Source organism: Roseicyclus salinarum, from assembly GCF_029624655.1.
GTDB lineage: Bacteria > Pseudomonadota > Alphaproteobacteria > Rhodobacterales > Rhodobacteraceae > Roseibacterium > Roseibacterium salinarum.
Window position 1 is genome coordinate 44570 of sequence record NZ_JARRSA010000017.1, and the last position, 22345, is coordinate 66914.

The 22345-nt window shown below is 68.5% G+C and carries 17 protein-coding genes; 9 read left to right on the forward strand and 8 right to left on the reverse strand.

What is annotated here, in order from left to right:
• Positions 1–4: 4 nt before the first annotated feature.
• The 3 genes from P6F26_RS12485 to P6F26_RS12495 form a co-directional block, all read right to left on the reverse strand.
• Positions 5–2356, reverse strand: coding sequence for a heavy metal translocating P-type ATPase (locus P6F26_RS12485; protein ID WP_278029024.1), 2352 nt, complete (start codon positions 2354–2356; stop codon positions 5–7).
• A gap of 48 nt (positions 2357–2404) precedes the next feature.
• Positions 2405–3136, reverse strand: a complete 732-nt coding sequence (locus tag P6F26_RS12490; protein ID WP_278029025.1) for a TVP38/TMEM64 family protein — start codon at positions 3134–3136, stop codon at positions 2405–2407.
• A 139-nt stretch (positions 3137–3275) separates the two neighbouring features.
• On the reverse strand, positions 3276–3815 hold the full coding sequence (locus tag P6F26_RS12495) for a TOBE domain-containing protein (RefSeq protein WP_278029026.1): 540 nt from the start codon (positions 3813–3815) through the stop codon (positions 3276–3278).
• A 206-nt stretch (positions 3816–4021) separates the two neighbouring features.
• Here P6F26_RS12495 and P6F26_RS12500 point away from each other — a divergent pair, with 206 nt between their 5' ends.
• From P6F26_RS12500 to glsA, 7 genes are all read left to right on the forward strand, one after another.
• On the forward strand, positions 4022–5017 hold the full coding sequence (locus tag P6F26_RS12500) for a pyridoxal-phosphate dependent enzyme (protein WP_278029052.1): 996 nt from the start codon (positions 4022–4024) through the stop codon (positions 5015–5017).
• Complete coding sequence (locus tag P6F26_RS12505; protein WP_278029027.1) at positions 5010–6173, forward strand: M24 family metallopeptidase; 1164 nt, start codon at positions 5010–5012, stop codon at positions 6171–6173. Before P6F26_RS12500 ends, P6F26_RS12505 begins: the two co-directional genes overlap by 8 nt.
• Entirely contained in the window at positions 6170–6913 is a 744-nt protein-coding gene (locus tag P6F26_RS12510; RefSeq protein WP_278029028.1) for a maleate cis-trans isomerase family protein, read from the forward strand. Before P6F26_RS12505 ends, P6F26_RS12510 begins: the two co-directional genes overlap by 4 nt.
• Before the next feature lie 117 nt (positions 6914–7030).
• Entirely contained in the window at positions 7031–10237 is a 3207-nt protein-coding gene (locus P6F26_RS12515; RefSeq protein ID WP_278029029.1) for a PAS domain S-box protein, read from the forward strand.
• Positions 10224–10616 (forward strand): response regulator, encoded by a 393-nt coding sequence (locus tag P6F26_RS12520; RefSeq protein WP_278029030.1) that lies wholly within the window; start codon positions 10224–10226, stop codon positions 10614–10616. Before P6F26_RS12515 ends, P6F26_RS12520 begins: the two co-directional genes overlap by 14 nt.
• Positions 10617–10660: 44 nt before the next feature.
• Positions 10661–12361, forward strand: coding sequence for an ATP-binding protein (locus P6F26_RS12525; RefSeq protein ID WP_278029032.1), 1701 nt, complete (start codon positions 10661–10663; stop codon positions 12359–12361).
• Positions 12362–12547: 186 nt separating this feature from the next.
• Positions 12548–14380 carry a glutaminase A gene (gene glsA / locus P6F26_RS12530; RefSeq protein ID WP_278029033.1) on the forward strand — a complete coding sequence of 611 codons (1833 nt, stop codon included), beginning with the start codon at positions 12548–12550 and terminating at the stop codon, positions 14378–14380.
• A 15-nt stretch (positions 14381–14395) separates the two neighbouring features.
• Here glsA and P6F26_RS12535 read toward each other — a convergent pair whose 3' ends face one another.
• The 5 genes from P6F26_RS12535 to P6F26_RS12555 all read right to left on the reverse strand — a co-directional run bounded on the left by P6F26_RS12535 (position 14396) and on the right by P6F26_RS12555 (position 18716).
• Positions 14396–14809: a BLUF domain-containing protein gene (locus P6F26_RS12535; RefSeq protein ID WP_278029034.1), complete on the reverse strand. Its 414-nt coding sequence runs from the start codon at positions 14807–14809 to the stop codon at positions 14396–14398.
• Between the two features lie 55 nt (positions 14810–14864).
• The gene (locus P6F26_RS12540) at positions 14865–15041 is read right to left on the reverse strand and encodes a hypothetical protein (protein ID WP_278029035.1); all 177 of its coding nucleotides are present in this window, start codon (positions 15039–15041) and stop codon (positions 14865–14867) included.
• Between the two features lie 266 nt (positions 15042–15307).
• The gene (locus P6F26_RS12545) at positions 15308–17296 is read right to left on the reverse strand and encodes a TRAP transporter permease (RefSeq protein WP_278029036.1); all 1989 of its coding nucleotides are present in this window, start codon (positions 17294–17296) and stop codon (positions 15308–15310) included.
• On the reverse strand, positions 17296–17757 hold the full coding sequence (locus tag P6F26_RS12550) for a DUF1850 domain-containing protein (protein ID WP_278029053.1): 462 nt from the start codon (positions 17755–17757) through the stop codon (positions 17296–17298). Before P6F26_RS12550 ends, P6F26_RS12545 begins: the two co-directional genes overlap by 1 nt.
• A complete protein-coding gene (locus P6F26_RS12555) occupies positions 17757–18716 on the reverse strand; it encodes a TAXI family TRAP transporter solute-binding subunit (protein WP_278029037.1) in 960 nt (319 codons plus the stop codon). Before P6F26_RS12555 ends, P6F26_RS12550 begins: the two co-directional genes overlap by 1 nt.
• 417 nt (positions 18717–19133) lie before the next feature.
• Between P6F26_RS12555 and P6F26_RS12560 the strand changes: the two genes are divergently transcribed.
• Positions 19134–20843, forward strand: coding sequence for a type I secretion system permease/ATPase (locus P6F26_RS12560; RefSeq protein ID WP_278029038.1), 1710 nt, complete (start codon positions 19134–19136; stop codon positions 20841–20843).
• Positions 20840–22144 (forward strand): HlyD family type I secretion periplasmic adaptor subunit, encoded by a 1305-nt coding sequence (locus P6F26_RS12565; protein WP_278029039.1) that lies wholly within the window; start codon positions 20840–20842, stop codon positions 22142–22144. Before P6F26_RS12560 ends, P6F26_RS12565 begins: the two co-directional genes overlap by 4 nt.
• Positions 22145–22345: the final 201 nt, after the last annotated feature.

Here is a 22345-nt window from a genome sequence, read left to right on the forward strand (position 1 = left end):
CGCATCACAGGCGCACCCGCCGCAGCCTGAGCGCGTTCGAGATGACCGAGACGGAGGACAGGCTCATCGCTGCCGCAGCGATCATCGGCGACAGGAGGAGGCCCACGAACGGGTATAGGATACCGGCCGCGATGGGCACGCCCGCCGCGTTGTAGGCGAACGCGAAGAACAGGTTCTGCTTGATGTTGCGCAGCGTCGCCTTCGCGAGCTTGCGGGCGCGGACGAGGCCCACGAGGTCACCCCGCAGCAGGGTGATCCCCGCGCTTTCCACCGCCACGTCGGCGCCGGTGCTCATCGCGATGCCGACGTCGGCGGCGGCCAGCGCCGGGGCGTCGTTCACCCCGTCGCCGGCCATCGCGACGCTCGCCCCGTTCGCGTGCAATTCGTCCACCAGCGCCTTCTTGTCCTCGGGCAGCACGCCCGCGCGCACCTCGTCGATGCCAAGCTGCCGGGCGACGGCCTCGGCGGTCCTCTGGTTGTCCCCGGTGGCCATGATGACCCGAAGCCCCAGCGCATGGAGCTCGCGGATCGCGCCCGCCGTGCTCTCCTTGATCGGGTCGGCGACCGCGACGATGCCGGCAAGGCCGCCGTCCACCGCGACGAACATCACCGTCTTGCCCTCGGCACGAAGGGCGTCGGCGGCGTCCTCCGCACCCGCGGTGCCAAGGCCCATCTCCTCCATCATCGCCCGGTTGCCAAGCGCCACGACACGGCCCGAGACGCGGCCGCGCACGCCCTTGCCGGTCACCGCGTCGAAGTCCTCGGCACGGGGCGCATCGACGCCGCGTCCGGCCGCGCCCTCCACGATCGCCTCCGCAAGCGGATGCTCCGATCCGCGCTCGAGCGCCGCGGCGAGGGTCAGAACCTCGGCCTCGTCGTGTCCCTCCAGTGCCGCGACGTCGGTGAGCCGCGGCTTGCCCTCGGTCAGCGTCCCGGTCTTGTCGACGATTACCGTATCGACGCGCGCCATGCGCTCCAGCGCCTCGGCGTCCTTGATGAGGACGCCCGCCTGTGCACCGCGTCCAGCCGCCGTCGTGATCGAGATCGGCGTGGCGAGGCCCAGCGCGCAGGGGCACGCGATGATGAGGACGGAGACGGACGAGGCGATGGCGAAGGCAAGCGCGGGCTCGGGGCCGACGGAAAGCCACGTGAAGAAGGCGATGATCGCCACAGCCACCACGGTCGGCACGAAGATCGCCGAGACCTTGTCGGCAAGTCCCTGGATCGGCGCACGGGAACGGCGGGCGCCGGCGACCATCTCTACGATCTGCGACAGCACCGTATCCGAACCCACCTGCGTCGCGCGGATCGCAAGCGTGCCGTTCTTGTTGATCGTGCCGCCGGTGACGCGGTCGCCCCCGGTCTTCTCCACCGGAACCGGCTCGCCCGTGATCATGCTTTCGTCGATGGAGGAGCGTCCCTCCACCACCTCGCCATCCACGGGCACGCTGTCGCCGGGCCGCACCCGCAGAAGGTCGCCCTCGACGATGTTCTCGAGCGGCGCGTCATATTCGGTACCGTCGGGCAGGATCCGCCGCGCCGTCTTGGGCGCGAGATCCAGAAGCGCGCGGATCGCGTCGCCCGTCCGTTCCCTGGCGCGCAGTTCCAGCACCTGCCCCACGAAGATCAGCGCGACGATCACGACGGCGGCCTCGAAATAGGTGCCGACGCCCTCGCCCATCCGGTATTCCTCGGGAAAGACGCCGGGGGCGAAGGTCGCGAAAAGCGAATAGACGTAGGCCGCCGAGACGCCGAGCGTGATCAGCGTCCACATGTTGGGCGACATGGTGCGGATCGAGTCCCAGCCCCGCCGGAAGAACGGCAGCGCCGCCCACAGGACGATTGGCGTGGCCAGCACGAATTCGACATAGACCGCCAGCCGGTGGCCGATCCAGCTGCGCACGTCGAGCGCCACCATCTCGCCCATCGTCAGGATGATGAGCGGCACGGCGGCCGCGGCGCTGATCCACATGCGCCGGGTGAAATCGGCCAGTTCCTCGCTCGGCTCGTCGGTCGGAACCACCGGCTCCAGCGCCATGCCGCAGATCGGGCAGCTTCCCGGCCCGTCGCGGACGATCTCGGGATGCATCGGGCACGTCCAGACGGCATCGGGACGTGCGGCCGGCGCCCGGTTCGCCGCGTTGCCCGAGGCGTAGAAATGCGGGTCGGCCTCGAAGGAAGTCAGGCAGCGGTCAGAGCAGAACCAGAACGTCTCGCCGCCGTAATCCCGCGTCCGCGCCCCTTCCGTCTTCTCGACCTGCATTCCGCAGACGGGGTCGGTCGCGGTATTGGCGCCGGGCGTCCCGTGATCGGTGTGGTGATGACGATGGTGGTGATCGTGGCTGTCCGAGGGCATGGGAGTCTCCTTTGGACACCCAATCTAAACCTTCCAGTCATGGGAAGGTCAAGGGCTGCGGTCGCCGGGCTCCTCCGCTCGTCTCCGCGCGGCGTCCCGTCCGCGCCGCGAGGTCCTGCGGACGGCGAGGAACAGCAGCGGAACCGCGGTCGCGATGCCAAGTCCGGCGGCAATCCAGCCCGACCGCCCGAAATCGCCCTGCATCGCCGCGCTTCCGAGATGGGCGAGGACGAAGCTCGCGGGGAGGATTCCGGCGAGCGTGGCAAGCGCGAAGCGCCAGGCGTGAAGCTGGCTCAGGCCCGCGGCGTAGCTCATCGCGTCGAAGGACACGAAGGGCAGGAGGCGGCTGACGAAAACGGTGAGCGTGAGGGCGTTCTGCGACCCCAGAAGGCCGTAATCGGCCTTGTCCCCGAGAAGGCGCTCGACCGCGCTGCGGCCGAGACCCCGTGCGATCAGGAAGGCGATCAAGGCGCCGATCTCGGCCCCGATCGCGACATAGGCGGTGCCGGCGTAATGGCCGTAGGCGGCGCCGGACGCCATGGCGATGGGCGCGCTTGGAAGCGGGCTCGCGACGACGGCGACGATCATGAGCCCGATCACCGCCAGCGGCCCCCAGGCGCCGGCCGACGCGACCCACGCCTCGATCGCCGCCTGGTCGATGCGGTCGGCGAAACGCACCGCAAGAAGGATCGCGGCCACGAGGACCGGCACGGCCAGCGCGGCAAGCCACAAGTGCCGAAATCGCCCACCGTGTCCATCCGTTCGCGTGTCGCCGCGCATCCGCTTCATCCTGCCTGCCGAAGGAGAGGGTCGCAGACCACGCCGGCAACATGAAGCCCATAAGCGCCGTGATCGGTTTCCTGATCGGCTTGAGGGCGTTGGGAAGACCGCCGTGGCGCGGGTTCCGCCCGCGGCGCGATCAGGCGCGAAGCGCGCGGCGCTCGGCATCGAACCATGCCACGCCGAGAGGGTCCGCCCAAAGGTGCACGATCTGGCCCGGCGCTGGGCGCGTGCCATGACCGGCGCGCAGCACGAGACGGTCCTCGCCCAGCCGCAGATGCACAAGCGTCTCTGCCCCGAGGGCCTCCACCAGCGTCACCTTCGCGGCAGGTCCCGCGTCGGCCAGCCTGAGCGCCTCGGGCCGGATGCCGACCGAAGCCGCACCCGTGGCCGCCGCCATCCCGAGCGACGCGATCGCCTGCCCGGCGGGCGAGCCGAGGTCGCAGACTTTCATCGGAGGCGCCCCGATGAACTCGGCCACGAAGGCGCTGGCCGGCCGTCCATAGAGATCCATCGGCGTGCCGATCTGCTCGATCCGGCCCTCGGACATGATCACGATCCGGTCGGCGAGGCTCATCGCCTCGATCTGGTCGTGGGTGACGAAGACGAAGGTGGCCCCGAGCCGCGCGTGCAGGTCCTTGAGTTCGATCCCCTGTTGTCGTGACCGAGCGGGAACCACAACCGCCAGCGTAACGGATTCGCGTCCGTTTCGTCACAGGTCGGATAAGTCTTCCGCCCCTGCCGGGCGCAGTCATGCCCGGACACCACGCGGGCTTTGGCCGCCGCGGCATTCCCTGCTAGGGTTCCGTCCGGGCTGCAGGGGGCGACGCGGTGGATTTCTGGACGAACGCGCTGAGAGGGCGGGGCATCCCCTCGCTCGCACCGATGCCCGCCGACGACGAGGCGCCGGTCGGCGAGCTTCTGGCGCTCTGCCCGGCGCATGGGGCGACACCGATGCTCGACCTGCCCGATCTTGCGCGCGACTGCGGGGTCGGCGCGCTCAGCCTCAAGGACGAGCGGGGGCGCATGGGGCTTGGCAGCTTCAAGGCGCTTGGCGCGGCCTACGCCATCGCGCGCGAGGCGGCGCTTGCGCGCGGCGGCGACGGAGATTGGGCGGACGTCCTGTCGGACCGCGCCTTCGTGACCGCGAGCGCGGGGAACCACGGCCTGTCCGTCGCCGCCGGGGCCCGCCTGTTCGGCGCGCGTGCGATCGTGTATCTTTCGGCATCGGTGCCGCATGGCTTCGAGGACCGGTTGCGCGCCAAGGGCGCCGAGGTCCGCCGCACGGGCGAGACCTACGAGGACAGCATGGCCGCGGCCGAGCGCGCCGCCGACGCCGAGGGCGCCACACTGCTGTCCGACAGTTCGTGGCCCGGCTACACCGAAATGCCGCATGCCGTGATGGAGGGCTACCTCCAGATGGCGGCCGAGATGGCCGCGCAGATGCGGCAGGCGCCGACCCATATCCTCCTGCAGGCAGGCGTGGGCGGCATGGCCGCCGCTGTGGCCGCCCATGCGCGCAAGGTCTGGGGCGACGCGCCGACCATCGTCGTCGTCGAACCGCAGGCCGCACCCGCGCTGATCGACAGCGCCAGGGCGGGCGGCATCGTCACCACGGAAGGTCCGGTGTCGTCGATGGGCAGGCTCGATTGCAAGACGCCGTCGATGATCGCGCTGGCGGGCCTTGCGCGGGACGCCGACACCTTCGTGACGATCGACGAGGCGGATGCGGCGGACGCGGTGCGGCGCCTCGCACGGATGGGGATCGGGACGACGCCGTCCGGGGCGGCGGGACTGGCCGCATTGATCCACGGGCTTCCCGACATGCCTTCGGACGCGCGGGTGCTGGCGATCCTGAGCGAAGGGCCCGAAGTTGGATGACGGTGCGGTCCTTCGCGCGGACGAGTTCAGCGCGCGCTGCGCCGGGCTGCAGGCCGCGATGGCCGATGCCGGGCTCGACGCGCTTCTACTCACGACCGCGTCCGACATCTTCTACGTCACGGGGTTTCTGACCCGCTTCTGGGAAAGCCCGACGCGGCCATGGTTTCTCGTCGTGCCGGCGCGCGGCGCGCCCGTGGCCGTGATCCCGGCCATCGGCCGCGATCTGATGGCGCGCACCTGGATCACGGAGATCCGCAGCTGGAATGCGCCGGACCCCGTCGATGACGGCGTCACGCTTCTGTCGGGCACGCTTTGCGACCTTGTCCCCGATGGCGGACGCATCGGCGTTCCCATGGGCCCCGAGACGCAACTGCGGATGCCGCTTGCGGATCATGCGCGCGTGGCCGCGGGGATCGGCGGGCGCAGCTTCGCCGACGCGACGGACCCCGTGCGCCGCGTCCGCGAGATCAAGTCGGAGGGCGAGATCGGCCTGATCCGCAAGACCTGCTCGATCGCGGGCGCGGCCTTCGCGCGGGTGCCCGAGTTCACCCGTGCGGGCCGGCCCCTCGCCGAGGTCTTCCGGTCCTTCCAGATCGCCCTTCTCGAGGAAGGCGCAGACTGGGTGTCGTATCTCGCGGGGGGCGCGGGGCCGGGCGGTTACGGCGACGTGATATCGCCAGCCGACGGCCGGCCGCTTGCCGCGGGCGACGTCCTGATGCTGGACTGCGGGGCGGTGCGGAACGGCTATTTCTGCGACTTCGACAGGAACTACGCCGTCGGACGGGTCGACGCGGCGGCGCAGCGTGCACATGCCGCGCTGCATGAGGCCACCGACGCGGCGCTCGGCAAGGCGGCGCCGGGACTGCGCGCGAGCGATCTGCACCGGATCATGCACGACAGCCTGCGCGAGGCCGGTCAGATACCGCTTGGCGGCAGGCTCGGCCACGGCCTCGGGATCGCGCTGACGGAATGGCCATCGCTTACGGAGCGGGACGACACGCCCCTGCGTGAGGGGATGGTCCTGACGCTCGAGCCGGGGGTGGAGATCGCGCCGGGCCGGATCATGGTCCACGAGGAGAACATCGTGCTCCGGGCCGAAGGATGCGAGCTGTTGTCGCCCCGCGCGCCGGCGCAGCTTCCGGTGATCGCCCCATGAGCGATTTCGCTTACAGGCTGACGCCTGATGGCGAGGCGCTTCCAAGGATCGGCATCGTGGTCCTTCAGGTCGACGAGACGAGCGAACAGGACCTCGGGCGCCTCATCCCCGGCGACGCGGTGCAGCTGCATGTCACGCGCATCGCCTCGGGAACCGAACTCACGCCCGAGACCATCGAGAGAATGGGCTGCGACCTCGGCGGCGCCGTGAGCCTTCTGCCGGACGTGCCCTTCGACGTCATCGCCTATGCCTGCACGTCGGGAACGACGCTGATCGGGCCCGCGCGCGTCGAGGCGACGCTGCGTGCGGTCCGGCGCACGACGCATGTCACGACGCCTCTGACCGCCGCGCTGGAGGCGTTCGGCCATGTCGGCGCGCGGTCCGTCGGCATCGTCTCGCCCTACATCGCAACCGTCGCCGGACCGATCCGCGCGGCCTTTGCCGCCGCGGGCTTCGAGGTGCCGGTCTCGATCTCCTTCGGCGAGAAGCTGGAGGCCAACGTCGCCCGCATCGATCCCGAAAGCATCGTCGCCGCGGGCCTCGAGGCGGCAAGGTCCGCGACGGTCGACTGTCTTTTCCTCTCATGCACCAACATGCGCACGCTCGCGGTGATCGACAGGCTGGAGGCCGAGACGGGGCTTCCGGTTCTCAGCAGCAACCAGACGCTTGCATGGCACGCGGCGCGTCTGGGGAAGTTCGCCCTCGCAAGGTCCGCGCCCGGACGTCTGTTGCGCGACTGAGGCAAGGCAGGCGCGCAATGGCCGTTCCGCGATACTTCGGCGTTTTCATACCTTCTCCTTAAATATGTCTCAAACCGAGGTCAGTTCAGCTCTTCGTTGAATTCGGAGAGAACCTCGATGGCCCTCAAACTGACGCTCAGCGCCGTGATGGCAGCTCTTGCGATCTGCGGCTTCGTGTTCAGCCTGTCCCTGTTCAACTCGATCTCGTTCGTGTTCGGCTCCATCGCCGCCCTCGTGGCCCTGCGTGTGATCGGCCTGTGGGCAGGCGTGGCGATCGCGGCCGTCGGGGCCTCCGTGACGCTGTTCGCGTGGGGCCACCCCTACGCCCTGCTGATCTTCACGTTCGAGGTCCTTTTCGTGGGCCTGCTCCTGCGGCGCTTCGACAACATCGCGCTTCTGGATGCCGCCTTCTGGGTGCTCATCGGCTTTCCCCTCGTCCTGCTGACCTATGGCGGCGCTCTGGACATGGCGTTCGGAAGCGCCGCCTTCATCGGATTGAAACAGGCGATCAACGGTGTCTTCAACGCCGTCGCCGCCGGTCTGATCCTGACGCTGCTGCGCATGGTCTGGCCGTCCCTCGGCTTCGATCTGCCGAAGGTCTCGTTCAGTACGGCGCTGTTCTACGTCATGTCGTTCGTCGCGATCTTCTCGGCCGCCGCGCTGGTCACGCTGGACAACCGGCGAGGCTACCAGCGCACGGTGGACCGTCTTTCCTTCGCGATGTCGACGATCGGCCAATACACCCTGATCGCGCAGGAGGACCGCGCCGGAGAAGCTGTCGCCCGCACGGCGATGACGGCCGAACTGACCCGGATGCTGAGCGCGTCGAGCGACGAATTCGGGTCGCTGAGGAACTTCTCCATCGCGATCGCGGGACCGGACGGATCCCACGAGGACCTTGTCGGAACCACCCGAAGCTTCGGGGACGACGGCGTGATCTTCACCGACGCCTCGCGCCTCGAACAATGGGAGCCGACCGGCGAGATGGCCGAGATGCTCCGGTCCCGCGAGGGCCGCTACCTGATGCGGCTGCCGCTTTCGTCGCCCGAGGGCGGAGAGGTCCGGGTGGAGTTCGCCGCAGCCGCGCTGATCAACATCCTCGAGAACGACGCGCGCCAGAGCCTCCTGCTTCTGGCCGTATCCGTGGCCTTCGTGATCCTGCTGTCGCGGATGTTCATCAACTGGCTGTCACGGCCCCTCGCGCAGCTCGCGGTCCTCGGCATCGACCTTGCCCCCGCGATCGCCTCGGGGCGGCGTCCCCGGATCCCCCCGGTCACGAATATCGTGGAATACGACGTCGTCGCGAACACCCTTCGCGCCTTGTACGAACGCCTCGGACAGATGTTCAACGCGCAGGAAAAGCTGGCGCGCGAGCTGGAAGAGCGCGTTCGCGAACGCACCGCGCAGCTCGATCTCCTGTCGCAGGTGGCGCGCCAGACGACGAACGGCGTGGTCGTGACCGATGTGGAGGGCCGTGTCACCTGGGTCAACGAATCCTTCGAGAAGCTGACCGGCTATTCGCTGGAGGACATGCGCGGCAAGATCCCCGGCAAGATCCTTCAGAAGGTCCGCCCGACCGAGGCGACGCTGGAAAACATACGCACCAGTCTTGCGCGGCGGCAGAGCTTCCATGTCGAGCTGCTGAACCACACGAAGGACGGCCGCCCCTACTGGATCGAACTGCGCTGCAACCCGATATGGGACGCGGAGGGCAACCATACCGGCTTCATCGCGATCGAGAACGACGTCACGGCCCGGCGCGAGACGAGCCGCGCGCTGGAGCAATCGCTGGAACGGCTGCAGCTTGCGACCGAGGTTGCCGAGATGGGCATCTGGGCCTTCGACACCGGCACCGGCCAGATCGAGTGGAACGACCAGAATTACGAACTGCACGGGATGGACCCCGGGTGCGACATCGCCTCGAAATGGCTCGAGAGCGTCCATCCCGAAGACGCCCTGATCCTGTCGGATGCCTTCACGCGGCTGGACGAGGCGCATTGGGGCGACTTCAATTTCGAGTTCCGCGTCACTCATCCCAAGCGTGGCGAGCGGATACTGTCGTCCATGGCGCGTATCGTCCGCGAGCGCGGCGAACACGTCCGCGTGACCGGCGTGACGCGCGACGTCACGGACGAGCGGCAGTTCAACGAAAAGTTGCGCCGGGCGGCGCAGCACACCGAGGCGATCCTCAACAACGTCGTCGATGCGATCATCGCCATCGACAGCGATGGCAAGATCTTCTCGTGCAACCGCGCGGCCGAGGAGATCTTCGGCTACACGTCCGAGGAATTCATCGGGCAGTCCATCTCGATGATCATGCCCCGGAAACATTCCGTTCAGCACGACCAGTATCTGCGCAACTACATCGGCGGCGGCGCGCCCAAGGTCATGGGCAAGATCAGCCAGTTCGAGGCGGTCCGCAGCAACGGGGAAGTCTTCCCGATCGAGCTGGCCGTGTCCGAGATCGAGGAAGGCCCGGGACAGGACCGCATCTTCATCGGCATCGTCCGCGACATCACCGAGCGCAAGAAGGTGGAGCGGATGCAGTCGGAGTTCCTGGCCACGGTCAGCCACGAGTTGCGCACCCCCCTGACGTCGATAAGCGGCACGCTTTCGCTTCTGAAGGGCGGCGTCATCGGCACGCTCGAGGCAGACGGCACGGCCCTCGTCGAGGCGGCCGTCAGCAATGCCAAGCGGCTTGGCGTCATGATCGACGACATGCTCGACCTGGAGAAGCTGACGCAGGGCAAGATGGAGATCGTGCTCGCCGACGAGCCCCTCGGCGAGGTGGTGCGGCACTCCATCGATCTCAATCGCAGCGTCGCGGGCGAGTATGGCGTGGTGCTCGAGCTGGAGCAGAACGTGCCGGACTCGCTGATGGTCAAGGTGGACGCAGAGCGCGCGATACAGGTCCTGACCAATTTCCTGTCCAACGCGGTCAAGTATTCCGAGCCGGGCGGGACCGTGACCGTGCGCGCCGACCTCAATGGGCCTCTCGCGCGGGTCAGCGTCATCGATCGCGGCCCCGGCGTGCCCGAGGACAAGCAGGCGATCCTTTTCCAGAAATTCGCCCAGGTGGACACCAGCGACGCGCGCCGCCATCGCGGCGTCGGCCTCGGCCTCGCCATCACGCGGGAGCTTGCGACCGGGATGGGGGGGCAGGTCGGCCTCATCTCGAAGGAAGGCAAGGGGTCCGAGTTCTGGGTCGAGTTCCCGCTGGCGGGCGGCGACGACACCGCCGTCTCTCATGGCCGGCGGCATGTCGCGGTGGCCAAGGTCGCGAACGGCGCTGAAACCAGGGGGGTGACGCATGGACACGCTTGAGAGGATCCTGTTCGTCGAGGACGACCCCGACGTCCATCCGCTGATCGAGCTGGCCCTCGAGCGTCTCGGCGGCTTCGAGGTGCACGGCTTCATGTCGGGCGAGGAAGCGGTGGCGCGGGCGGCGGAAATCGACCCGCAACTGGTCCTTCTTGACGTCATGATGCCGGGCATGGATGGCCCCGAGACGTTCAGGGCCCTGCGCCGGCTTGACGGGTTCGCCACGAAACCGCTGGCTTTCCTGACCGCCAAGGTCGCCCGCGACGACATCGACCGCCTTCATGCGCTGGGCGCGGCGGCGGTCCTGTCGAAACCCTTCGATCCCATGACCCTCGCGGCCCGGATCCGCGACATTTGGGCGACGCACCACGCAACCGCATGACGGGCGCCGGCACGCAGGGGCCGAACACCCTGCCGGAGCCCCGGATGACGCAGCCGCATCGCACCGACCTGACCGACCCCGCCACTGTCGAGGCCTTCGACAGGCTGACCCGGCTTGCATCGCAGCTGCTGGGGGCGCCGGTGTCACTCCTGTCCGTCGTAGACGAGGCCGCGGACAGGCAGGTCTTCAAGAGCCAGTCGGGCCTGCCCGAACCCTGGGCAAGCCTGCGGGAAACGCCGCTCAGCCATTCGTTCTGCCAGCATGTGAAATACCGCTCGCGCCCGCTTGTGGTGCATGACGCACGGCAGCACGCCACCCTGCGCCACAACCTCGCGATCCGCGACCTAGACGTCATTTCCTACCTCGGCTTTCCGGTTCATGACGAGAGCGCCGCGGCGATCGGGTCGTTTTGCGTCCTTGCGCCGGAACCGCGCAAGTGGACGGATGACGAGATCGCGACCATGGAAGCGCTGACCGCGACGATGGACGAGCTTGTGCGGCAGCGCATCGCGCTCGACCGGGAAGCCGGGGAGCGACGACGCCTCGAGGCCGGTCTCGCCGAGGCCGAGGCCTCGCTCCGGACGCGGGAGGAATTCTTCGCCTTCATGGGCCACGAACTGCGCACGCCGCTGACGGGGATCATGGCGGGCGCGCGCCTCGCCCTGCACGAGGTCGAGACCGGCGGCGGCGCCGGCAACGCGCTTGTCGGCAAGACGCTGGGGATCGTCGTATCCTCGGCGGAGTCGATGAAGCGGACGCTGGACGATCTTCTCGACATGTCCAAACTCGACGCCGGCGCGTTCGAGATCGCGCCGCGCGGCTTCGACCTCGGGGCGCTCGTGGACAAGGTCACGGGACTTCAGGAGGGCGTGGTGAGGGACAAGGGCATAACGCTCGCGGTGGAGTGGTCGCTGCCCCGCACCCTGAGCGAAAGGATCGGCGACGACTACCGGCTGGAGCAGATCCTCCTGAACCTGCTGTCGAACGCGATCCGCTTCACCGACGAGGGCGGCGTGACGCTGAGCGTGGCCGGCGGCGAGGACGACCTGCGCGTGGAGCTGCGCGACACCGGGGACGGCATGTCGCCCGAGCAGTTGAAACGGCTTTTCGTGCCCTACCGCCAGGCGGACGCCGCCATCACCCGGACGAGGGGCGGCAGCGGCCTCGGGATGGCGATCGTGAATCGGCTGGTGCAGGCGATGGGCGGCAGCATCGAGGCCGACAGCACACCGGGCGAAGGCACGCGCATTGCCCTCGTCCTGCCAATGCCCGCCGCCAGCCATCGACCCGAGATGAAGGACGGGCCGCACGCGGCCGCCAACGCCGCGACCGCACCGCTGGAGGGGCGCCGCATTCTCGTCGTCGACGGGCACGATGCGTCCCGCACGGCGACGGCTGACATGCTGAGGGGGCTCGGCGCGAGCGTGCAGACGGCCGATGCGGCGGACGAGGCCGTTGCCCGCGCGCTGTCGCCCTACCTCGACAGCGTCGTGATCGGGGTGGACGCGCAGGACGCGGCCGGCCTCGGCATCATCCGCACCTGCCGCGCCGCCGAGGCGCAGTCGGACCTTCCCCTCGTGCGCGCCGTCGCGCTGGTGCCGGAACGGGCCCGGGATCTTGCCGTCGTCTGCGAGGATGCCGGATTCGATGTCTGCCTCTCCCTGCCCACGACCGCGGCCTCGCTCGTGGCCGGCCTGACCGATGCGCCGCCCGCGGGAAGCGGGGCGAACGCCGTCGGGACCTGACCCGGCCCCGCCGATTCCCTGCCCCGCCGTCCGGTCTTGAACTGCCCGTTATTACGGCAGACGGCTTAATAATTGGGCGCGCGGCGTAGCAGCCCCTTGCGACGCTCCCGGACCATGGTCCGCAACTTTTCCACCATCCAACGAAGGACTAAAGCTCGGGCCGGGTTCGGACGCGGGAGGATGGGGATGCCAGGCAGCGAGGTATCGCCTTTCAAGGATTACTTGCACCGGCTTCATGCCGAGTTGATCGGAATGACCGGCGGAGAGGTGGCGACCTACATCCCGGAACTCGCAAGGGCCGCGCCCGACAGTTTCTCGATCTCCTTCGCCACGATCGACGGCAACGTCTATTCCGTCGGCGACAGTGGCGGCGCCTTCTCGATCCAGTCGGTGTCCAAGCCCTTCGCCTATGCCGGGGCGCTCCGACGGCTGGGGCAGGCGGCGATCCTCGAGCGTGTCGGGGTGGAGCCCACGGGCGAGGCGTTCAATTCCATCGTGCTCGACGAAAAGAAGAACCGCCCCTTCAACCCGATGGTCAACGCGGGCGCCATCGCCATCGCGTCCCTCGCGGAGGGCGAGACGCGCGACGCGCGCGTGGCCGGGATGCAGGCGTTGTTCTCGGAGTTCGCGGGCCGGCCGCTGGAGATGGACGACGCCGTCTACCGCTCGGAAGTCGAGACCGGGCACCGCAACCGCGCGATCGCCTACCTGATGCTGAATTCCGGCATGATCGACGGGGACCCCGAGGAGGTCCTCGACCTCTATTTCCGGCAATGCTCGCTTCTGGTGACGACCGAGGATCTTGCCCTCATGGGGGCGACGCTCGCCAACAACGGGGTCAATCCCAGAACGGGCAAGCGCCTTCTCGGCCCGATCGAGGTGCGCGACGTCCTGACCCTGATGATGACCTGCGGCATGTACGACTACGCCGGCGAATGGTCCTACGACGTGGGCCTTCCCGCAAAAAGCGGGGTGTCGGGCGGCATCCTCGCCGTCCTGCCCGGCCAGCTGTCCATCGCGATCTGGTCACCGCCGCTCGATCCGATCGGGAACTCGGTCCGCGGCGTGGCGGCCTGCCGGCGCATCAGCAAGGATTTCGGCCTTCACCTGTTCATGAACGCGGCGCCCGTCGAGGACGTTGTGCGCCGCCAGACGACCGCGGACCGCCAGCCGAGCCTGCGCATCCGCAACCCGCGCGAACGCGAGATGCTGCGCGTGGAGGGCGAGAAGATCGCCCTGGTCGAACTTCAGGGAGCGCTCTATTTCGCTTCTGCCGAACGGATGATCCGCCAGCTCGAGGCGACGGTCGCGGCCGCGGATTTCCTGATCATCGATTTCCGGCGGCTGAATTCCGTGGACGCCGCCGCATTGCGCTTCTTCGACGATTTCCTCGCCCGGACCCGCGAAGGCGGCCTTGAGATCGCCTTCGCCGAGATCGGCGGGGGCGTGGTGGGCGCCACCGACATGCTGGCCCAGCTTGCGGGCAACAACGGCGTGCGGGTGTTCCAGACGGTGGACGAGGCGATCGAGATCTACGAGGACATGGTGCTCGAGGCGACGCGCCAGCCCTACGACCATACCCGCTTCGCGCTCGGCAGCATCGACCTCTTCAACGGGCTGGACGAGGCGCAGCTCGGCAAGGTCGAAGCGCTCATCCATCCCATGCAGTTCGAGGCCGGCGAACGCGTGCTGACGCGCGGCGACCACGGACAGATGTTCTTCGTCGTGGCGCGCGGATCGGTCAGCATCATGGTTCCCGCCGGCACGGCAGACGCCATGCGGGTCAGCTGCATCGGCCCGGGCCAGTTCTTCGGCGAAATGGCGGTTCTGGGAAGCGGGATGCGCTCGGCCGACGTCATCGCGGACGAGCGTGTCGTCTGCTACGGCATCACCGCGGGCCAGCTGGAGGCGCTCACGCAGACGGATCCGCACATCGTCACGGTCATCCTCGCGAACATGGCGCGGGAATTCTCGGCGCGCATCCGGCGCGGAAACGAGATCATCTCGTCGCTCCAGTAGCGGCCCGCCCCGCCGTCAGCGTGCGGGCGCGGCGGTCGCCTTGGCTGCGATCGACGTGAAGAGGGCGGAAATTTCGTCGGCGTCTGCCGCGGCCAGCCAATCGGCGGGACGCCCTTTCGCGGCCTCGAACCACGAGGCCGCGGGGTCGTGAAGCATCGCCCATCCCCCGAACAGGCGCTCGGGCACCGGGCCGGAGAGATGGACCGCGACGTCGACGTGGCGATCGTCGCGGCGGATCCGCTCGAACGTGTCGAGAACGCGGGGGCGTGGGCCTTCGATCAGCTGAAGGAAGACATCCCTGCGGCAGACGAGGGCGCCCGTCACCCCGTCCCGTTCGTTGCAGCGTCGCGCATCGACGAGAATGCCCGCGAGGGCCGCCTCGTCGTATCCGAAGGGCTGAGACGAGTAGATGATGCGGTAAAGGTCCAAGATCGCTCCGATCGGGATCCCGGCCCGCACCTCGCGGGCCGGTCTTCGGCGCCCGTCACGAGGGCGGATCGGCATCCTTTGTCTTGTCGGCGCCGGCGTCCCGCACCACCGCGGAGCCGCGCTGCGCGCCACCAGCCGCCATGGTCCGTTTTTTCGACCTGCCTTTAGGTGCCGGAACGGCGAGAAATTCGGCAAGATCGAACTTGGGCTTCATGGAGAACATGGTCATCAATAGGCGCCTTTCATTGGTGCGGAAGATCCCGCACATAGCCCTAATATAGCGATCAAGTGGCCGGATTGTAAGCGTTCATCCGGGTCGGGCAGGCAGGGCCTTGCCCCCGCACTTTCATAAAGTCGAGCAATAATAGCGGGTTGACCGAATTCCAGTCCATTTCCCGCATGAATTCGCAGGCAAAGGGGCGGTCTTTTCGCGATCGGCCTGCCGCTTTTTAAGCCGTTAGGCGCGTCGTGCCCGAAATTGCCGCACGCCCCGGCCCTTCACGCCGCCCCGGCGTCAAGCCCCTGCGCCTCGGTCCCGGCCTGCCAACGGTTCAGGCCAAGCAGCAACACGATGACCGCGACGCCGATCGCCTCGATGGCGAACGAGGGCCAGAACACCGCGATCACGCCCGGAACGAGCAGGATGCGCTGCCACAGGGCGATGGGCCGCCACAAGAAGCCCTCGAGCGCGGCCGCGAAACCCGCCAGCGCCACGATCGCGATGGCCCCGTTCCAGAGCACCAGCGGCAAAGGCCCGCCGAGGATGATCGATTCGTTGAACACCATGAACAGCGGGACGAGGTAGAGGCCCTTGGCGTATTTCCATGCCTGGATGCTGGTCTCCATCGGCTTGGAGCCCGCGATGGCCGCCCCTGCGAAGCCCGCGAGCGCGACGGGTGGCGTGACATTGCTGTCCTGTGAATACCAGAACACCACGAGATGCGCGATCAGGATGGGCATCCCGAATTCCTGCGTCAGCGCGGGACCGACAAGGATGATGAGCACGATGTAGGCCGCCGTCACCGGCAGGCCCATGCCAAGGATAAGGCTTGCGATCAGCACGAGGATCAGCGCCAGCACGAGGTTGCCGCCCGAGAACGCGATCATCATGGCTGAGAACTTCAGTCCCAGCCCGGTCAGGCCGACGACGCCCACGATGATGCCCGCGACCGCACAGGCCATGGAGACCGCGACGGCATTGCGCGCGCCAAGCTCCAGCGCCTCGATGGTCAGCGCGCCGCCCCGCCGCACCAGCGCGGCGAAGCCCGCCGCCGTGGGCCGGTCGGTGAAGAAGGTCCACAGCGCGCGCGCCGCGGCTGCCGCGATGACGGACATGATGGCGAAGAAGCCGACGCGCATGGGCGAGTAGCCCGCCACAAGCAGCGCGACCAGCGCCACGAGCGGCAGCAGGAAATGCCAGCCGTCGGCCAGCACCCGGCGCACGCTCGGAAGCTCTTCGGCGGTCAGCCCCGTCATGCCCTGCTTGACCGCGGCGATGTGCACGAGAAGGTAGACCGCGCCGAAATAGAGGACCGCGGGGAAGATCGAGACGAGCACGATGTCGATATAGGGCACCCGCGTGAACTCGCTCATCAGGAAGGCGCCGGCCCCCATCAGCGGCGGCATGATCTGCCCCCCGGTCGAAGCCGCGGCCTCGATCCCACCGGCCTGCGCCGGGCGATAGCCGAGGCGCTTCATCAGCGGGATGGTGAAGGCGCCCGTCGTGACGACGTTGGCGATGGCCGACCCCGAGATGGAGCCCATGCCGGCGCTTGCGATGACCGCGGCCTTGGCGGGCCCGCCTCGCTGCTTGCCCGTGGCGGCATAGGCGAGGTCGATGAAGAACTTGCCCGCGCCCGTCACCTCGAGGAAGGCGCCGAACAGGACGAAGACGAAAATGAACGTCGCAGCGACCCCGAGCGGAATGCCGAAGATCCCCTCGGCGCCGAGCGTCATCTGGCTGGCCACCCGGTCGAGGGAGTAGCCGCGATGGTTCAGGATGCCCGGCATCCAATCGGCGAGGAACGGCAGCTCGCCCCGGTTTCCCGCGAAGGCGTAGAGCAGGAAGAAGGCGCCGATGATCGTCATGCCGAGGCCCACGGCCCGCCGCGCGGCCTCGAGCACCACGATGACGGTCAGGACACCCACGATCACGTCGATGTCGCGCGGGAAGATCTGGTTGGCGATGATGTCGATGTTCACCGGCACCCACGCGCCCACCAGCACGCCGCAGGCGATCAGCGCGCCGTCGATGATCCAGCCCAGCATGCCGCGCGGCCGCGACGCGCCCCAGACGGGATAGATCAGGAAACACAGGACCAGCACGAAGCCGAGGTGGATCGGACGCTGGAAGAACAGGCCCAGCGGCTGCACGCCCGCCGCATAGAGCTGGAACAGCGACAGGGCGATGCCGACCACCGCGATGGCGCGCAGCACGAAGCGGGGCTGTTGCGGTTCGGCCTGGGGAATCTCGGTGTCGGTGACCATCAGTCCTCCTGTCCCGTCAGTTCGATCCGCACGCGCTCGCGGGGGGCGGCCTCGGACAGCGACACGACCGTGTCGCCGACGCGCAACCTGTGATCGACCGGGGCGCGGCCCGGCCTCAGAACGTAGGCGTCACCCGGAACCGCCTCGTCTATGTCGAGGATCCAGTAGCCGCCCTGCCCGTCCGAGACCTGCCGGCCCCGGCCGGGGATGTGGTCGAGACCGGCGGCGAAATCGGGCAGGTGCGAGCGCACCAGCACCATGTGACCGTCACGGTTCTCGTAGCAGTCGGAAACTTCGAAGCCCTGCACGGAATGATGCCAGAGCATGCACCAGCCCCCCCCATCGGGAACGGGGAGGCGGGCGATTTCGGTGCCGTCCTCACGGGTGGCGACGAGATCCGCCGCCGGGACGCCGGTGCCGGAGAGGAGGAGGGCCAGAAGCCCTCCCCCGAGCCGTGACATCACGGACGCAGGCTGTCCGGGATCTCGGCCCCGATCTCTTCGTAGTAGCGGATCGCGCCGGGGTGCAGCGGAACCGGCGTCGCATCGAGCGTGAACTCGACCGTCGTCTGGTTCGCCGCCGGGTGCACCGCCTGCAGCTCGGCGATGTTCTCGAACATCGCCCGCGTGATCGCATAGGCGAGGTCGTCCGACATCTCGGACGACACCGCGAGGACGTTGGGCACGCCGATCACGGTCGTGGCCGGCACGCCTTCGTAGATGCCTTCCGCCAGCGTCGTCCGCGCGAAGACGTCGGACACCCCCTGCGCGGCCTCGATCTGCGCGTCGGTCAGCTCGATCACGTGGATATTCTGCGTCGTCGCGAGGTTGAGGATCGACGACGTCGGCGCGCCCACGGACCAGAAGCCCGCGTCGATATCGCCGTTGGCCAGCGCGTCCGCCGTCTCGTTGAAGTTCAGGCGCTGCTCGTCGATGTCGTCGTAGGTGATGCCGTTGGCGTTCAGGATCTCCTGCGCGTTGACCTCGGTGCCCGAACCGGGCGCACCGACGGACACGCGCATCCCCACCAGATCATCGAGCGAGGTGATGCCCGAGCCTTCCAGCGTCACGATCTGGACCATGTTGGCATACATCGACGCGAGGCCGCGGATCATCGGCAGTTGCTGGCCCTCGAAACGGCCGGTGCCCGAATAGGCCTGCAGGACCGTGTCCGCCAGCGCGAGCGCGAGGTCTGCGTCGCCTGTCGCGATCAGGCCCATGTTCTCGACCGACGCGCCGGTGACTTCGGCGGTCGCGGCATAGCCTTCGACGTGGTTGTTGATGACTTCGGCGAGGCCGCCGCCCATCGGGTAATAGACACCGCCGGTGCCGCCGGTGGCGACCGAAAGCTGCTGCTGGGCCACTGCCGGAGCGGCGATGGCCATGAGCGTGCCGGCCGCAAGCGCCTTGAAATGTTTCATGTGATCCTCCCTGATCGTTTGTTATCCGGTCTGTGTAGTCCAGATCCGTGCGCTGTTCAAAACGAAGTTTTCCGCCGAGGCCAACGCGGGCAGGAACGGACGCCGCCGGAACGGCCGGATCCGCCCGGGCGCATGACGCGCGGCAGATCCCCGCGGACCATCATCGAAACGAACCCTTTTCGGTGTCGCGCATCCGGCCAAAGCCGCGGAGACGCCGATGCCGCCCCGGTCGGTCATCGAACCCGCACCGCTCGCGGCCTGATCGAGGATCCTAGGGCCCCCGCGGAACCTGCGGGAACTCTCCGCGCACCGGGACCGCACCGGGGAACGCCGGATGGCTGAAAATATCCGCCCGCGCCCATTCTTTCTAAAGACGATCGTGGTTGTGATCACGGGTGCGGCGACTCGGAGAACGACATGAAGCGGCGAAACGCATGGTCCGGACTGCGGACACGGTCGGGCGGCCTTGTCCTGGCCACCTTCGTCTTCTCGATCTTCACGAACCTCCTCATGCTGACCGGCCCCCTTTTCATGCTGCAGATCTACGACCGCGTCCTCGCGTCCCGCTCCGAGGAGACGCTGGTCGCGCTGTTCGGATTGGTTTCCGTTCTCTACTTCTTCTACTGGCTCATCGAACATGCCCGCGGCCGCGTCATGTCGCGCGTGGGCGCGCGGCTTCAGGACGGACTGAACGCGCGGACCTTCCGTGCGGTCGTGGACCGCTCGGCGCGGCGCCAGCCGGGCCCGGCCGGGTCGCTGCAGGACATCGAGGCGGTGCGCACGCTGTTCTCCTCACCGGTGATCCTGGCGCTGTTCGACATCCCTTGGACGCCCGTCTTTCTCACGGCGATCTTCATCTTCCACCCGATGCTCGGCTGGCTTGCGGTGGCCGGCGGCGGCGTGCTGGTCTGCACCGCAATCCTCAACCAGCTTCTGACCTACCGGAAGACGGCATCTGCCGGAGAGCGGTCGAAGCGCGCCAGCCGCTTCGCGCTGCAGGTCGAGCTTTCCGGCGAATACGTCGTGGCCCAGGGAATGCGCGGCGCGATGACGGAACGCTGGGGCCGGATGCAGGACGAGGCGATGGACCACGCCATGCGCGCCAACGACCGGACCGGGTCCGCCACCGCCTTCACGCGCGCCTTCCGGCTTTTCCTGCAGTCGGCGATGCTCGCGCTTGGCGCGTGGCTCGTCCTGCGGGGCGAGATGACGGCGGGCGCCATGATCGCGGCGAGCATCCTTCTGGGGCGGGCGCTGGCCCCGGTCGAGATCGGCGTCTCGCAATGGGCTGTCGTCCAGAGCGCCCAGGTGAGCTGGAAGGCGCTGAAGACGCTGCTCGGACAGGAGGGGGTGCGCGATCCCCAGACGGTGCTTCCCGCGCCGCGGGCGCATCTTGACCTACGGTCTGTGACGCTGGTGCCGAAACACGGGGAAAGGCCGGTGCTGTCGCAGGTCTCCCTCGAGGTGAGGCCGGGCAAGGCGCTCGGCATCATCGGCCGGAGCGGGTCGGGCAAGACCACCCTGGCGCGGATCGTCACCGGCGTCGTCCCGCCTTCCGCCGGCGAGGTCCGGCTGGCTGGCGCAACGCCGGACCAGTACGCGTCCGACCGGCTTGGAGGATACATCGGCTACCTGCCGCAGGACGTGCAGTTCTTCGACGGCACCGTCGCCGAGAACATCGCGCGCATGGCCTCCGATCCGGACGACGCCAAGGTGGTCGAGGCGGCGAAGAAGGCGCGTGTGCACGACATCATCCTGTCCCTGCCCGAAGGCTACGACACGCAGGTGAACGGCTCGGCGGTATCCCTGTCGGGCGGGCAGAAGCAGCGGCTCGCGCTTGCCCGCGCGCTTTATGGCGATCCGGTCCTCCTGGTGCTCGACGAACCGAACTCGGCGCTCGACGCGGAAGGTTCCGAGGCGCTCAATGCCGCCGTGACCGCGATGAAGAAGGGCGGCGGCGCGGTCCTGATCATGACGCACCGGCCCACCGCGATCTCGACCTGCGACGATCTTCTCGTGCTCGAGGGCGGCAAGGCCGCAGCCTACGGCGACCGTGACCAGGTCATCAGGAACCTCATGAAGAACGCCGGCGACGTGCAGCGCGTCGTCGCCGGAGGCCGGCCATGAACGGCCCGCCCAAGCGCCGGAGCGCGGGCATTCCGTTGTTCGTGGGCTTCGCGGCCATCATCCTGATGGTCGGCACGCTTGGCGCCTGGAGCGTTGGCACCCGGATCTCGGGCGCCGTCGTCGCGCCCAGCGTCGTGGAGGTCCAGAGGGAGCGGCAGGTCATCCAGCATCCCGATGGCGGCGTGGTGGGGGCGATCCTCGCGCGGGACGGCGACCATGTCGCGGCCGGGGATGTGCTGGTGCGGCTCGACGGGACCTTCCTGCACTCGGAACTGGCCATCGTCGAGCAGCAGCTTGCGGAGATCTTCGCCCGCAGCGCGCGGCTGACCGCCGAACGCGACGGGGCCGAGACGCCGGATTTCGGCGACCTGCCCGACTTCGACACCGTGGACGCCGGGGCGCTGACCGAACTGATCGAGGGCCAGCGCAACCTGTTCGAGGCGCGCGGGACCACGCTCGCGCAGGAGTGGCGGCAGCTGGCCGAGCAGCAGACCCAGATCGAACGCCAGATCGACGGGATGGAGGCCCAGCTCGGCGCGCTCCGCCGCCAGCTCGAGCTGATCTCGGACGAGGTCGAAGCCGTCCGGACGCTTTTCGACCGTGGGCTGGTGCAGGGGCCGCGCCTCTCCGAGCTGCGGCGCGAGGAGGCGCGGCTGCAGGGCGAGATCGGGAACCTGACCGCGCTGGTGGCGGAGGCCGGGGCGCGCATCGCCGGGCTTGCCATCGAAAGCCTCAGGCTTGGCGAAAGACGCCGCGAGGAGGCGATCGCGCGACTGCGCGACCTCGGCTTCAGCCGGATCGAGCTGCAGGAGCGCCGCCTCAGCCTGCGCGAGCGGCTCGCAAGGCTCGACGTGCGCGCGCCGGTCCCGGGCGTCGTCTTCGCGTCGCGCGTCGTCGCCGAGCAATCCGTGGTGCGGCCGGCCGATCCGATGATGTACATCGTGCCCGGCGGCCAGCCGCTGCAGGTCTCGGCGCGGATCGACCCCATCGACATCGACCAGGTCCATCCCGGCCAGGACGTCGCCCTAATGTTCACCACCTTCAACCGGCGCACGATGCCCGAGGTGCCCGGCACCGTGCTTCGCGTCTCGGCCGACGCCGAGACCGACGAGGCGCGCGGCATCACTTACTACCAGGCCGTCATCTTGCCCAACGAGACCGCGCTGGCGGCCATGCCGGACCTCGCGCTGCTTCCCGGAATGCCTGTCGAGGCGTTCCTGAGGACCGGGGACCGCACGCCGCTGTCGTTCCTGACGCACCCGCTGACCGTCTATTTCCAACGCGCCTTCCGCGAGGAATAGGGAGCCGCCGCCACCCGCCTCCGACGTTGCCGGGGCCGTCCCTTTCGACGCCTCACCTTCGACCGCCTCCGCCTCGACGAGGCGCACAGCGACTGACCCTTCCGTCCGCCAACGGACGCGGGCCGATCGACGCTCGGAATGCGTCGGTGCCCTCTTCGCGCCAGGGCCGGAAACCGGGCCGCACGGGTCGGCTGAAACGGC

Excerpts from the sequence above, each read along its gene's own strand:
- P6F26_RS12520 (WP_278029030.1), top strand. The coding sequence starts at position 10,224 with ATGGACACGCTTGAGAGGATCCTGTTCGTCGAGGACGACCCCGACGTC.
- P6F26_RS12560 (WP_278029038.1), top strand. The coding sequence starts at position 19,134 with ATGAAGCGGCGAAACGCATGGTCCGGACTGCGGACACGGTCGGGCGGC.
- P6F26_RS12510 (WP_278029028.1), top strand. The coding sequence starts at position 6,170 with ATGAGCGATTTCGCTTACAGGCTGACGCCTGATGGCGAGGCGCTTCCA.
- P6F26_RS12490 (WP_278029025.1), bottom strand. The coding sequence starts at position 3,136 with ATGCGCGGCGACACGCGAACGGATGGACACGGTGGGCGATTTCGGCAC.
- P6F26_RS12565 (WP_278029039.1), top strand. The coding sequence starts at position 20,840 with ATGAACGGCCCGCCCAAGCGCCGGAGCGCGGGCATTCCGTTGTTCGTG.
- P6F26_RS12525 (WP_278029032.1), top strand. The coding sequence starts at position 10,661 with ATGACGCAGCCGCATCGCACCGACCTGACCGACCCCGCCACTGTCGAG.
- P6F26_RS12485 (WP_278029024.1), bottom strand. The coding sequence starts at position 2,356 with ATGCCCTCGGACAGCCACGATCACCACCATCGTCATCACCACACCGAT.
- P6F26_RS12555 (WP_278029037.1), bottom strand. The coding sequence starts at position 18,716 with ATGAAACATTTCAAGGCGCTTGCGGCCGGCACGCTCATGGCCATCGCC.
- P6F26_RS12550 (WP_278029053.1), bottom strand. The coding sequence starts at position 17,757 with ATGTCACGGCTCGGGGGAGGGCTTCTGGCCCTCCTCCTCTCCGGCACC.
- P6F26_RS12545 (WP_278029036.1), bottom strand. The coding sequence starts at position 17,296 with ATGGTCACCGACACCGAGATTCCCCAGGCCGAACCGCAACAGCCCCGC.
- P6F26_RS12515 (WP_278029029.1), top strand. The coding sequence starts at position 7,031 with ATGGCCCTCAAACTGACGCTCAGCGCCGTGATGGCAGCTCTTGCGATC.
- P6F26_RS12500 (WP_278029052.1), top strand. The coding sequence starts at position 4,022 with ATGCCCGCCGACGACGAGGCGCCGGTCGGCGAGCTTCTGGCGCTCTGC.
- glsA (WP_278029033.1), top strand. The coding sequence starts at position 12,548 with ATGCCAGGCAGCGAGGTATCGCCTTTCAAGGATTACTTGCACCGGCTT.